Below are 13,460 nucleotides of genomic sequence, written 5' to 3'. Positions count from 1 at the left end.
CCCTTTTGCACAAGGCATCAATATGGCTCATAACCAACTCGAAAAAATTATAAGTAAATTAAAATAACATGCCATGAAAAAAAGAGATAAAATCACTTATTGGGTAGCAACCATTTGGCTCTGTTTGGGAATGATTTCTACAGGAATAGTTCAACTCGTCCAATTGGAAGAGGAAGTTCAAAAAATGAATACCTTAGGCTACCCTGATTATTTCCTGACAATCATAGGTGTCTGGAAAATATTGGGTGTAATTGTAGTTCTGGCTCCTAAAATGCCATTAATTAAAGAATGGGCTTATGCAGGATTTTTCTTTTTGATGTCGGGGGCAATTTTCACACATCTTGCTGTCAGAGATGAATTGGTGGAATATTTTGGTCCTGCCCTATTGCTTGTTTTAACTATAGTGTCATGGTATTTTAGACCAGCAGACAGAAAACTAACAAAAGCTAATGATGAAATTTGAATTTAACCCCCATGTTGACAAATATTTGCTTGACGGCTGCATGCGTTGTAAATATGGCGCAACACCCCAATGTAAAGTCAATAATTGGCGTAAAGAATTAGAATCACTAAGACAAATAGTTTTAGCAACCGGGTTAACTGAAGAAATAAAGTGGGGAGCACCAGTGTATACTCATAATGGGAAAAACATTGTTTCAGTCGGTGCATTAAAAGAATCCGCAACTATTGGTTTTTTCAAAGGAGTATTATTGGCTGACAAGTACAAAATACTCCAACAACAAGGGAATATACAGTCGGCCAGAATTATAAAATTCACAAATACAGAAGACATCCAAAAAGTTAAAGCTATTTTGAAATCATACATTTTGGAGGCAGTAGCCATTGAGGAAAGCGGGAAAAAAGTAGAATTCAAGAAAAACCCTGAACCAATACCTGATGAACTACTTGAAGTATTTGAACAAGAACCTGCATTCAAGAAAGCATTTTACGACTTGACACCAGGTAGGCGAAGAGGTTATATCATTCACTTTTCACAACCCAAGCAATCGCAAACTAGAATTAGACGAATATTGAAATACAAAGAGCAGATTATAAACGGAATAGGGCTACATGATGAATACAAAAGTTAAGGAGTATTGGCTAAACCGACATTAAATTCAATAAGTTTATATTTCAAAGACAGTTTCAGGAATGCTATTAATTGAAATCAAATGCGTAAAGTTTCCCTTTTTATAGCCATAAGTTTAGATGGTTACATAGCAAAACCCAATGATGACCTAAGCTTTTTAAAATTAGTTGAAAAAGAAGGCGAAGATTATGGGTATAAAGAATTTACTGCTAACATCGACACCATAATTCTAGGAAGAAAAACCTACGATTATGTAATAAAAGAAATCGGCACATCACACTACGACAATGGGCAACGGGATGTTTATGTAATCACGCGAAATGGCAGACCAAATACCGGGAAAACAATTTTTTACACTGGCAGCTTGCCAGATTTGATTGAAAAATTGAAATCTGAAAAAGGTAAAAATATTTATTGTGATGGTGGGGCTGAAGTCATCAATGAACTTTTGAGACATGATTTGATTGATGAATTTATCATCTCAATTATTCCTATACTCTTAGGCCAAGGCACAAGACTTTTTAAAGATGGAAGACCTGAACAAATGCTGGAGTTCGTGGATGCAAAGTCATTTGAAACAGGATTAACGCAATTGTTCTACAGAAGAAAAAGGTAAAGTAATTTCTTCATTCTATAACCACTACATAATACAGATGGAAAATAAAATACCATATCAAGTTACTATCCGGCAAGAAGTCCCTGGAGATTACAATGATGTATATAAACTAAATGTCACGGCATTCGGAAGGAATGATGAAGCTGAATTGGTAGAAGCATTAAGAAAGAATCACTCAATTTTTGTTCCTGAACTTTCAATTGTTGCCACTGAAAATAACCAAATAATTGGCCATATTTTATTTACTAAAATTCAGATTAAAGACGCCGACGGAAACCTGAACGAAAGTTTAGGCCTTGCGCCAATGGCTGTTAGACCAGAACTGCAAAAAAAAGGAATAGGAGGCCAAATGATCAAAAAAGGGTTTGAAGTGGCAAAAAGATTGGGTTTTAAATCCATCATAGTGTTGGGGCACGAAAACTATTACCCGAAATTTGGATTTCAATCAGCTGACAAATGGAAGATTTTGGCACCTTTTCAGGTTCCTTCAAATGTTTTTATGGCAATTGAGTTAGTTGTAGATGGACTTAAAAACATATCCGGAACAGTCATTTACCCAAAAGAATTCGAAACAGTATGATAGAATACAGTATAAGGATTATGGATTTTAGCTGAAAACATCTTTTTTGCGGCCTCAAACTGAAGCACAATAGAACCTCCTAGAAATTTTTCAAGTCCCTCAAACATTAGTATCTTGAAAACATTGGAAGTAATGCCATACGGAATATTTGACAACACCTTGAATGGAAACTTCGGCACTACAAATTTCCTAAATTCACAGCAGACTATTTGAACATTTCGGGCTTTTGAAAATAAAAGTAAAGTTGCTTTTTTCTAACCCTGATTGATTTTCCTAAGAAAAAATTACAATAATTTGCGCAACCAAATAATTGCGTATATATTCGCAACCATATAGTAGCACATTGTAAGAATGAAAACAAGAAGAGACGTATTTCAAGCCATTGCCGACCCAACACGAAGGGCTATAATTATGCTATTGACTGTTGGTGCTTTGACCCCTAATGCCATCGCAGAACATTTCAACTCAAGCAGGCAAGCGGTTTCAAAACATTTGCAAATACTTTCTGAATGTGAAATTGTAAGGCAAGAGCAGCAAGGCAGGGAAATCCACTACCATTTAAACGCAGATAAGATGAAAGAAATAGAAAAATGGTTGGAGCAATTCAAACAACTGCTCACTAAAAAATTCAATCAACTTGATAATGTATTGGAACAATTAAAACTAAATAGAAAATGAACAAGGCAATTTTATTCAATTTCGAGGTGGACAGACCAAAAAACCAAATCAAGGTAGAACGTTCGTTCAATGCACCACTTGACATGGTCTGGTCTGCTTGGACAGAAGCAGAGATCCTCGACCAATGGTGGGCTCCAAAACCCTGGAGAGCAGAGACCAAATCAATGGATTTCAGCGAAGGTGGGCATTGGCATTATGCAATGGTGGGCCCGAATGGTGAAAAGCATTGGTCAAGAGTAGATTACTTAAAAATCATCCCACAAGCATTTTTTTCAGCGAATGACGGTTTTTGTGATGAAAACGGAAATCCTAACACTTCTCTACCTAGGAATAAATGGGAAAACAGCTTTTCAGGTCAAGGGGAGAAAACGTTAGTCAATATCCTGCTAAGTTTTGACACCTTAGAAGACCTTGAAATAATCATTGAAATGGGCTTCAAGGAAGGCTTTACCGCAGGTCTTGAAAACCTTGACCAATACATTGAATCGCAATTTAGATTACGCAAACAAAATAAAACAAGCAATATGGCGCGGGTATCCAGCTACCTTAACTTCCCCGGCAACACAGAAGAAGCTTTTAACTTTTACAAAAAAGTGTTTAAGTCAGAGTTTATCAACGGCATTCAACGATTTGGAGAAGTACCTGCTGACCCCAACCAACCACCCATGGCAGAAGAAGTTAAAAAAATGGTCTTGCACATTGAGCTGCCCATTCTTGGTGGACATATTCTAATGGGAACAGATGCTCCCAAAGAGTTTGGGATGACCGTGAATAGAGGCAATAATATGCACATCAATTTAGAACCCGAATCAAGAGAAGAAGCCAAGCGACTTTTTGACGAACTTTCAGAAGGTGGTAAAGTAGAAATGCCCATTCAGGATATGTTTTGGGGTGCATATTACGGTAGCTTCCAAGATAAGTATGGGATTAATTGGATGATTAACTATCAACCGAAATAAAAAGTATGAAACGTGATAAGATAATATTTTGGATTGCAACAAGTATTATCTTCTTTTGGGAAGGCCTTATGCCATTGAGCACATTACTTTTTGTACCTGAGTTTGTAAATGCAGGTACAAAACCTTTGGGCTACCCAGACTATTTTGCCTATACCCTAATCATCTTTAAAGTATTGGGAGCATTCACAATCATACATCCTAAAACTCCAACCAAATTGAAAGAATGGGCGTATGCCGGGTTAACTTTTAATCTGATTTTCGCTTTTATAAGCCATAGGGTCGTTGACGGATTTGGTAGCCTTGCAATCTTCCCTTTAACAATACTTGCTATTTTAATGGTTTCGTATTTTTACAAAAACAGAATTATGAACAATCATATAACTAAATAATATGTCATTTCAAGCTTATATAGACAACATCCAAAAGAAAACAGGCAAATCACCTGACGACTTTAAAAATTTGGCAGAAGAAAAAGGTTTCTTGAAAAATGGGGAACTAACCGTAAAGGCAACTCAAATTACCGACTGGCTAAAAGAAGAATTTGAATTGGGACACGGACACGCAATGGCGATATACGCCTCATTGAAAGGGAAAACAGAATGAAAGAAAAACATTGAAAAGGTTATCCTGAAATTCTTTAAATCGAGCGTCGAGGCAAAAAATAACCAACAGGCGTTATTTAGACCTACTAACAAACTTAAATTTCAAAACATCGCCAGGCAATTGTGGAAAAGAGAGTCTTTTTCAAAAACATTACGCTGAATTTTTGTTTGATGCTTGAGACCCTAATCAAGACCCTGAGCTCTATTTAATAGTTACATTGTTTTTGAACAATAATAACTTCACTAGGGAATTTTATCAAATGTTGCAGGTATAGCGCTTGGAAATGAACGATTGACTTACATCAATACACTACAAAATAACCTCCCTGCATATATCCTGGCATATGTATGGAAACTAAAACTACTGAAGCACTTGATGCATGTCCGCATTTATCCAGACAAGTGGAACATCAACGACGCGATGACTCCTTGACTGGCATACATCCACTTAAGAATAAAATATAAAGGTTGAAAGCTTATAATACTCACTAAACCAATCATGATATTCTACAACTTTTGCAAATGTTCAATTTCTACTGGAATTAAAAAACAAAGAAGCAATGGTAACGGCCACCCATTCCCAGTTGACAAAGGAGTGTTATACATCTACTGATATTGAAAATTCAATCTTATTGTTAATGACAGTAACTGCCCGTCCGGTCTATTTGGAAAAGATTTAAAGGGATAGATTCGCAGTGACTCTAAGCATTATCACATCAGGGATAAATTTAATATTCACCTCAAGATCATTCAATTATTTTACAAACTCAAAAACAAAACCCCGACCGCATGCGGTCATTTTTGTCCGAAATCCCATTATAAACCCAGTCTTTACGTGCATAAACCTTTGATTATAAACATATTAAATATGGCATAAAAATAGAATATCAAAGAATCAAAAACACCAGAATGCTCTTCAACTACTTAAAAATTGCCTGGAGAACACTATTCCGCCATAAACTTTCAAGTTTTCTGTATATTACAGGTTTGAGCTTGGCTCTGCTTTCTGTAATTTTTATTGGCATTTATGTTTACCATGAAAAATCTTTTGACAGCTTCTTACCAGAACTGGAATTGATACATCGGGTCAACTTGGATGGCAAAATGGGACCAGAGGAATTTTTAAGTGGCAACACCCCTCCTCCGGTCGGACAGGCATTGTTGGACAACTTCCCTGAGGTGAAGGAATACACTAGGATGTACCGCAATTCTCCAGGTTTTGTAAGCCATATAGGTGATGCTGAAAAAAAGGTATTTAAAGAAACCAGACTCTTTACGGTTGATTCTAACTTTGTTTCATTTTTCGACTTTCCTCTACTTGAAGGAGATGGCCGAACTGCATTAAAGGACCGCTATTCATTGGTTTTGACAGAATCCACTGGTAAAAAGTACTTTGGAGATGAATCCCCGATAGGGAAACAATTGCAATTGGATGAGTGGACGAATCCATTTGTTGTCAGTGCGGTATTGAAAGATCTACCATCGAATTCTTCTATCCAGTTTGACATATTAATCCCCAATGAATCCAATCCTGCTGTCAAACGCTTTGAATGGAGTTGGGTCTGGTTGCAGATGAATACTTTCGTAAAATTACATTTAGGAGCAACTTCTAGCCATTCACTCAAACAATTGGAGGATAAAATGCCCTCTCTGGTAAAAACTCAGGCAGCGGAAGCTTTTCATAGGATCGGAAAACCATTGGATCAGTTTCTGGAAGATGGCGGTAGATGGAATCTGTCCCTACAACCAATGTCAGAAATTCACCTTGGCTCGAAGGGTATCTATAGTAGCCATATCTCTCACGGTAATCCCACTACTGTCAATGCCTTTTTCTTTACTGCCATCATGATTTTGGCAATGGCCTGCATCAACTGCATGAACCTTACCACAGCCTACTCTTTGAGAAGGAGTAAAGAAATCGGCGTAAAGAAAGTCCTTGGCACTGGAAAAAGGCAACTGATTATTCAATTTTTGACGGAATCAGCTCTTTCCAATACCATTGCGGCCATCTTGGCTCTTGCCGGCATATCAGTTCTCTTACCTTATTTCAACAAACTGACGGGAAAATTCCTTCAAATGTCCGGTCTTTTTAATGCATCTTTTATCGGAGTTTTTTTTATTCTGATAATCTTCACCACCTTATTTGCCGGCCTTTATCCTGCCTTTTATCTGAGCAATTTCCGCTCCTTATCCATTATAAAAAGGAATGCCAATCCAAAGAGTATATTCAGTGAACATCTAACCAGAAACTTTCTTATCGTATTTCAATTTGTCATTTCAGCAGCACTCATTTTATCTTCCATTGTTGTATTCCAACAGATCAAATATGCTGGTGAAATCAATATGGGTTTTGACAAAGAACATGTGCTTTTGATCAATCATGTAGAAAAATCAGGCAAAGACCAAAAAACTATTACAGAAGAGCTGAGAAAGTTGCCCGGGGTGCAATCGGCAAGTCTTAATACCGGAGTGCCAGGAAAAAATGCTTTTGGTGATTTTTATGTTCCTGTCAATACCTGGGAAGAATCCAATTTGTTAAAGGATCTGGCATTGGCTTCCTACATGGTAGATGAAGAATACCTTAACACCATGGGAATAGAGCTCATTTCCGGCAGGAATTTCTCCCGGAATTTCAATGATTCCACCTCTGTACTCTTAAATGAGAAAGCTGCGAGACTGATCGGATGGTCCAACGAGGAGGCTATTGGAAATTTTATCCGATATCCTGGTCGGGGCAACCAACAATTTGAAGTCATAGGAATCTTAAAGGACTTTCATGTGGAATCTATCCATACAGAGATCATCCCTTTTGCACTTTTCCATTTCACTTCGCAAAGCTATTACCCTCAACAATTATACATCAGCATAAGGCTGGATAAAGAAAACATTGAGCAGACCATGGCAGGTATCGAAAAACTTTGGTTAAGCCTGGAGCCTGAAGTAATTTACGAATCATCCTTTGTAGAAGAAGACATTGAGGCCATGTACCAATCTGATAAAAGATCCGGTATTACTTTTTGGGTTTTCACCTTACTGGCAATTCTTATAGGAGGTATAGGCTTATTCGGTCTTGTCACTGCCACTATACAACAAAGAGTAAGAGAATTAGGAGTTAGAAAAGTACTTGGAGCTTCATCACTGAATTTGGTTCAGATGTTGTCGGGCTCATATTTCAAGCTTATTGTTATTGCTTTTATAATTGCAATCCCTTTGGCCACTTGGTCAATAGGTTTTTGGCTTGAACAGTTTGCATACCGTATTGATGTCCATATCGGATATTTCCTAACAGCATTCTTAATCGGAATAGGGTTTTCTGTCCCCTTCATACTTATCCAAACCTGGAAAGCTGCTACCTCAAATCCAGTTGATGCCTTACATATGGATTAGAATTAATACTGAAAAGGCCTGCAAAAATGCAGGCCTTAAATCTTTGATAAATCCTTTTAAATTTAACTCAAAGTATCGCTTTCAACTTCCAGAACACTGTCCTCCGTAGTAATTTCTTCAATTACTTCAGGATGTTCTGTTTGCTCAGTCTCTACAGGTTCCTGCACAGCGTCTTCTGTAGATTTGTTACCGCAAGATGCTAATAGTGTCATTCCGGTCACAAGCATCAAAGCTAATTTCTGTTTCATTTTTTTATTAGTTTATAGTCCAAACCGGACTTACATTAATGATCAAATCTAATGCTAGATTTTATGTCCTCTTGAAAATCTTGGTTTAGATTGAGAAAATTTCCGAAATATTATAGTCCTTGAGTTTGCACTTGTTGGTTTTATCTCATCTAGACAATTTATTTGGTACTGAAAGAATTATAAAAACTGGTCTAAAAATGAACTAAATATCAATAACTTACAAAAGGATGTTTTTTAAAGACAACCTCTCACTTTATCCCTTGAAACATCTAATTTCTCCAATCTAAAAACCAATTTCATGCAAACAGCCCCTCAAAATATGATAAAAACAGCCAGGATAACCGGCATCTGGTATTTGGCTTTGGCAATTTCAGGAGTGCTCGGCTTTTTGGTTATTCATCCTCAAGTTTTTATAGCTGATGACCCTACAAAAACCCTGGAGAACATTACACAAAATACAAACCTTGCAAGAATCCGGCTTTTGCTCGAATTTGCTATCATCATTTCACAAGCTCTGACAGCTGTATGGTTTTACAAACTTTTCAGGTCTATCAACGAATGGGGAGCCTGGACATTAGCTATATGGGGAACTGTAAACTCTGTAGTCATCATGGTAAGTGCTATTTCAATGGCTACAGCAATAAGGATCGCCGAATCTGTTACCTTAGGCCTAGAACAGAAAAAAAATTTAATTGAACTTTTAAACCATGTAAGTTCCAATGCTTGGGGAGTAGGAAGCCTCTTTTTTGGGTTATGGCTTATCCCCATGGGTTTCATCATTCACAGTTCAAGGAGAATGCCTATTTGGCTGGGCAGAATCATCATCATTGGCGGTATGGGCTATATTCTCAGCACATTTTTAGGATACTTGGATCTCAAATTTGCATTCATTGATTTCTTGACAATTCCTGCAACAATCGGAGAATTCTGGATGATAGGTTACCTGCTGTGGTTTGGAATACGTCCTGCAAATGAGAAAGGTAAAAAGGATGGCGATTAGTCTGTTTAGGTTTGAAAATCAATCAGAAAAGCAGGTGGCGTGGATCATATAAAAGTTAAAAGACTTAAAGATGAAAAAAGTAACGGGCATCGGGGGCATGTTCTTTAAATCTAAAGATCTCCAAAAAATCAACATTGAAAAAGTCTTAATTGAAACCAGTGCTGCTTATTCCCAATTGTCAGCTGAGTGTAGACAGGATTTTATTGTCAATTTGAGCATACGGAAATTCCAAAGAGGCGATCTGGTTGTCCGTGAAGGACAATTTGCCAAAAAAGCTTATATGATAGTATCAGGTTGTTCTAGAGCTTTTTACCTGAAAGAGCGTAAGGACATTACGGATTGGTTCACTTTTGAGAACCAGTTCATGGCTTCCATAGTCAGCTTTTTCAGCGACAGGCCGAGTCCACATTATCTAGAGTTTTTGGAAGATTCAACTGTATTGGAATTTTCCAAAGAAATTATGGACAGTCTTTCTGATAAGCACCATGATTTCGAAAGATTTATCAGCAGGGTGGTCACCGAAACGATGCTGGGATTATGTGAAAGGCTTTACACCATTCAGTTTAACAAAGCTTCCCATAGGTACCGCCACCTTTTAAATATTTATCCCAAGATTACCGAAAGGGTTCCTCTGACTCATATAGCCTCCTATTTGGGAGTGACTTTGGAAACCCTTAGCAGAATCCGGAATCCCAAAAACCGAATTTGATCTAAATCAAATGATGACGCTTCCGTTTGTTGGACTTTTGTCCAAAAGGATCATAAATGGAAGAATTACAAAATCAACCCCAATCAATCTTCGGCAAGTGGTGGTTGCCGATCAGAATATGGTTTTACCCAGCTTGGCTTCTCTATGAACTCTCCATGCGTTTTTATGGATACGCTTTGGACATTTACCATTATATTTTGAAAAATCAGGAATTTATATTCCCTGACATAAACCTAACTCTGTCCCATATCACTGCAGGTATCTGTGCTTTCATTGCTTTTGCCATTTGTTTTGTCTATTTGACCGTTCCTGCTTGCTACATACTTTTTTTATTCTTTAAAAGAGGAAACTTGACGAAATCTAAGTTCGAACTGAAACTGAAAAAAAACCTGTAAGCTATATGAAAAAGATTTTAATCATCAATGGCCACCCGGATAAGGAGAGCTTCAGTTTTGCCCTTTCAGATGCCTATAAAAAAGGTGCCGAACAATCCTGTGCCGAAATCAATGAAATAAACATTAGGGACTTGAATTTTGACCCAAACCTGAAATTTGGATACCGCAAGAGGACAGATCTGGAGCCGGACCTTTTGGACGCTCAGGAAAAAATTAAATGGGCTGAACACATGGTGTGGATCTACCCGGTTTGGTGGAGTTCTTTCCCTGCCATCATGAAAGGGTTTCTCGATAGGGTTTTACTTCCCGGTTTTGCATTTCAAAAAAGACAGAATTCCTTATTCAGCGACAAATTGTTAGTTGGCAAAACAGCAAGGATCATCTGCACCCTAGACCAGCCTGCCTGGTATTACAGATGGGTATATGGAAATCCGAGCCATAATGCCCTCAAAAAAGGCACACTGAATTTTATAGGAGTAAAAAAGGTCAAGATCACAACTATCGGCCCTGTCAGGCTTTCCAAAGGAGAATATAGGATGAAATGGTTGAGGAAGGTAGAAAGACTTGGCCAATTGAACAGATAATAAGATAGATATTTGCTCAGAAGATATACTCTTGCTTAAAGTCACATTGTATTTGAATGATCTATAAGTCATTTGGATTTCTAATAGAATCTGTAAAAATTTCAAACTGCAATAAACTTTAGATTCCAATTCAAATATTGTTCAAAACATTTCCAAGATCCCACATTTTACCTTCGTTGTTTGACTTCATAGTTGATTCTAAGCATGGTAATCAGAAACCAAACGATTTTGGATGATTAATGTCAATTTAAACCATAGAAACAACCTTAGTTTTTCTAGATTTATCCTATAAATAATCGGATAATCTTCTAATTACTAAACTCTTTGGACATGAAAAAATACTACTTTTTATTTCTAAGTGTTTTGATAATCCCCCAACTCCTCTCTTTTGCTTCAACTCCCGGAGATTTTGAAATAATTATGGAGAGAATTCATAAAGATTATCAAAATACACCAAACACAGCTACTTTGGATCAAAATGTAAAAGAGTTACTTAATAGTATCCTGCCAATTGGGGCCTGGCCTGATATCAATTATAGTGACAACTCCCAAACGAACTGGTCACCTGATACCCATCTTAAAAGATTAGGCAGTTTGGTAAAAGCTTATACACGAAGTTCGAGTATTTTTTTTGAAGATGAATCTTTGTACGACATTATCATTCAATCAATGCAATACTGGACAAACTTGAGCCCCGAACCAAAATCTTCCAATTGGTGGTACAAAAGCATCAGCGTACCTCAAGAGATAGGAAGAATATTGATAAGCATGAGGTTCAGCAAAAAGAATATAAATCAACAGCTAGAGGAAGAAATGGTAAGATGGATGGATAAAAGCGTCCCTATCAATACCAGTCCCGGAAAAGATGGATCTAATCTTACCGACATTTGCCAACACATGATCATGCGTGCATGTCTAATTCAAGACAGTGATCTATTAAGCTTTGCTGTCTCACAATCTACGAATTCGATTTTCATCACAACTGGTGAAGGGATTCAAAGTGATTATTCATTTAGAGCACATGGGCCCCAACTTTACATTTATGGATATGGACGAGAGTACCTCTCTGGAGTCCGAAACATCGCAGTGTACACCGCAAATACTGAGTATGCCATTGCACCAGAAAAAACAGCGATTATCTCGGGTTTCACAAGAAAAGGATTTATCAAAACAGCAAGAGGTGCTTACTCTGATTTCAACGCATTTGGAAGAGGTATAAGCAGAGCCGATGCCACGCGTACAGATGTGGATTTGGTAGAACAGATAAAAAGCTTTGATCTGGAAATACATCAAGATGAATACGAGCTCGCTATCAAAGGCATGCGTGGACAAGTCCCTCTTGAATCATCTGTAAATCCTGATAACACCCAATTTTGGAGGTCTGATTATACAGTACATCATAGACCCAAATATTTGTTTTCAGTCAATTCTGTTTCAAGCCGAACCGTAAAAACAGAAATGGGAAACGGTGAAAATATCAAAGGTCATTACCTGGCTGATGGTTCGAACTTTATCGCTGTTACAGGGGATGAATATTATAACATCTTCCCTGTTTGGGACTGGAACAAAATTCCAGGAATTACTATCCCAGAAGACGAAAACTATCCACAGAGGCCCTCCTGGGGTTTTAATTACGGAAAAACGGCATTTGTAGGCGGGGTTTCTGATGGGTTATATGGTGTAAGTACGTACCAAATGAATGACTATCAAACCACAGCTAAAAAATCTTGGTTCTTTTTTGACGATGAGGTCGTTGCATTGGGTTCAGGGGTAAATTCAACCTCCCTTCAAACCCTCAATACGAGCGTTAATCAATCTCATCTCAAAGGTCCTGTGATCACCTCCATAAATCAGCAAGAACAAACACTTTCTTCAGGTGTACACCAATTCAACAATAATTTGGACTGGGTCTGGCATTCAAAGATCGGTTATATCTTTCCCGATCATCAAAATTTAAAGTTGAGCAACCAAATCCAGTCTGGTTCTTGGAATGCCATCAATATATCTCAATCTTCCGAAACAATAAATTCAGAAGTGTTTAAGCTTTGGATAGATCATGGAAAACAGCCAAACAATGCAAAATACGCATATATAGTGGTTCCAGGAGTGGAAAATCCTTCAGAAATGGCTGATTATGATACACAAAAGATCCAGATATTAAGCAATAATGACAGTATCCAAGCCATACGGCATTTGGATTTAGATATAGTACAGGCCGTTTTTCACCAAGCGGGAACACTTCTATTTGATAATTTTGAGCTCAAAGTTTCTCATCCCTGTGTTCTTATATTAAAATCAATAGACAATCAATCAGTTAAAGTGACAGCCTCAGACCCAACACAGCTTTTACAAAATAATTTAAGGATTGGATTCCGGTTTCCCGGTATGGACAGGTTCAAAATAGCTAACTTGAAACTCCCAGAAGGAGATCTGGCAGGAAGTAGTGTCAGTTCAATTATTGACATGGATTCCCCGGATTTTGGAAATTTCTGAGTCATTTTAATCTCGCCACTTAGAATTAGCTGGCCTGAAAACATCCTAAACTGAACTAAACATATTACAGGTACAGAATTAATAGGCCAAATTCAAAAAACTGTTTGCACCTTGTTAAC

The 13,460-nt window shown here is 37.5% G+C and carries 15 protein-coding genes and 1 pseudogene; 14 read left to right on the top strand and 2 right to left on the bottom strand.

The window, feature by feature from the left end:
• Positions 1-73 precede the first annotated feature (73 nt).
• The 4 genes from A33Q_RS07465 (at position 74) to A33Q_RS22365 (ending at position 2,286) form a co-directional block, all read left to right on the top strand.
• Complete coding sequence (locus A33Q_RS07465) at positions 74-463, top strand: DoxX family protein (RefSeq protein WP_009036288.1); 390 nt, start codon at positions 74-76, stop codon at positions 461-463.
• Positions 450-1,091, top strand: coding sequence for a YdeI/OmpD-associated family protein (locus A33Q_RS07460; RefSeq protein WP_009036287.1), 642 nt, complete (start codon positions 450-452; stop codon positions 1,089-1,091). The genes A33Q_RS07465 and A33Q_RS07460 overlap by 14 nt, the downstream gene beginning before the upstream one ends.
• Positions 1,092-1,172: 81 nt before the next feature.
• Positions 1,173-1,706 (top strand): dihydrofolate reductase family protein, encoded by a 534-nt coding sequence (locus A33Q_RS07455; protein WP_016254871.1) that lies wholly within the window; start codon positions 1,173-1,175, stop codon positions 1,704-1,706.
• A 37-nt stretch (positions 1,707-1,743) separates the two neighbouring features.
• Positions 1,744-2,286: a GNAT family N-acetyltransferase gene (locus A33Q_RS22365; RefSeq protein ID WP_009036286.1), complete on the top strand. Its 543-nt coding sequence runs from the start codon at positions 1,744-1,746 to the stop codon at positions 2,284-2,286.
• Here the strand turns inward: A33Q_RS22365 and A33Q_RS22360 are convergent.
• A pseudogene (locus A33Q_RS22360) lies at positions 2,280-2,522 on the bottom strand (rRNA adenine N-6-methyltransferase family protein); the annotation flags it as partial. The gene A33Q_RS22365 and the pseudogene A33Q_RS22360 sit on opposite strands and share 7 nt — an antisense overlap.
• Positions 2,523-2,637: 115 nt before the next feature.
• Between A33Q_RS22360 and A33Q_RS07445 the strand changes: the two are divergent.
• The 5 genes from A33Q_RS07445 (at position 2,638) to A33Q_RS07425 (ending at position 7,912) form a co-directional block, all read left to right on the top strand.
• Positions 2,638-2,964, top strand: coding sequence for an ArsR/SmtB family transcription factor (locus A33Q_RS07445; protein WP_009036284.1), 327 nt, complete (start codon positions 2,638-2,640; stop codon positions 2,962-2,964).
• Positions 2,961-3,923: an SRPBCC domain-containing protein gene (locus A33Q_RS07440; protein ID WP_009036283.1), complete on the top strand. Its 963-nt coding sequence runs from the start codon at positions 2,961-2,963 to the stop codon at positions 3,921-3,923. The genes A33Q_RS07445 and A33Q_RS07440 overlap by 4 nt, the downstream gene beginning before the upstream one ends.
• 5 nt (positions 3,924-3,928) lie before the next feature.
• Positions 3,929-4,312, top strand: coding sequence for a DoxX family protein (locus tag A33Q_RS07435; protein ID WP_009036282.1), 384 nt, complete (start codon positions 3,929-3,931; stop codon positions 4,310-4,312).
• Between the two features lies 1 nt (position 4,313).
• Complete coding sequence (locus tag A33Q_RS07430; protein WP_009036281.1) at positions 4,314-4,526, top strand: DUF4287 domain-containing protein; 213 nt, start codon at positions 4,314-4,316, stop codon at positions 4,524-4,526.
• Between the two features lie 908 nt (positions 4,527-5,434).
• Positions 5,435-7,912, top strand: coding sequence for an ABC transporter permease (locus A33Q_RS07425; protein WP_009036280.1), 2,478 nt, complete (start codon positions 5,435-5,437; stop codon positions 7,910-7,912).
• 62 nt (positions 7,913-7,974) lie between these two features.
• On the opposite strand, the gene A33Q_RS07420 is transcribed toward A33Q_RS07425, so the two are convergent.
• Complete coding sequence (locus A33Q_RS07420; RefSeq protein ID WP_009036279.1) at positions 7,975-8,160, bottom strand: hypothetical protein; 186 nt, start codon at positions 8,158-8,160, stop codon at positions 7,975-7,977.
• Positions 8,161-8,458: 298 nt separating this feature from the next.
• On the opposite strand from A33Q_RS07420, the gene A33Q_RS07415 reads away from it, so the two are divergent.
• The 5 genes from A33Q_RS07415 (at position 8,459) to A33Q_RS07395 (ending at position 13,341) form a co-directional block, all read left to right on the top strand.
• Entirely contained in the window at positions 8,459-9,160 is a 702-nt protein-coding gene (locus A33Q_RS07415; RefSeq protein ID WP_009036278.1) for a DUF4386 domain-containing protein, read from the top strand.
• A 70-nt stretch (positions 9,161-9,230) separates the two neighbouring features.
• The gene (locus tag A33Q_RS07410) at positions 9,231-9,869 is read left to right on the top strand and encodes a Crp/Fnr family transcriptional regulator (protein ID WP_009036277.1); all 639 of its coding nucleotides are present in this window, start codon (positions 9,231-9,233) and stop codon (positions 9,867-9,869) included.
• Positions 9,870-9,925: 56 nt separating this feature from the next.
• Positions 9,926-10,264, top strand: a complete 339-nt coding sequence (locus A33Q_RS07405) for a hypothetical protein (protein ID WP_009036276.1) — start codon at positions 9,926-9,928, stop codon at positions 10,262-10,264.
• 5 nt (positions 10,265-10,269) lie between these two features.
• On the top strand, positions 10,270-10,848 hold the full coding sequence (locus tag A33Q_RS07400) for an NAD(P)H-dependent oxidoreductase (protein ID WP_009036275.1): 579 nt from the start codon (positions 10,270-10,272) through the stop codon (positions 10,846-10,848).
• A gap of 330 nt (positions 10,849-11,178) precedes the next feature.
• A complete protein-coding gene (locus A33Q_RS07395; RefSeq protein ID WP_009036274.1) occupies positions 11,179-13,341 on the top strand; it encodes a polysaccharide lyase 8 family protein in 2,163 nt (720 codons plus the stop codon).
• Positions 13,342-13,460 lie beyond the last annotated feature (119 nt).

The organism is Indibacter alkaliphilus LW1 (assembly GCF_000295935.2).
GTDB classification, from domain to species: Bacteria; Bacteroidota; Bacteroidia; order Cytophagales; family Cyclobacteriaceae; genus Indibacter; species Indibacter alkaliphilus.
This window is presented reverse-complemented; position numbering and strand designations above follow the sequence as displayed.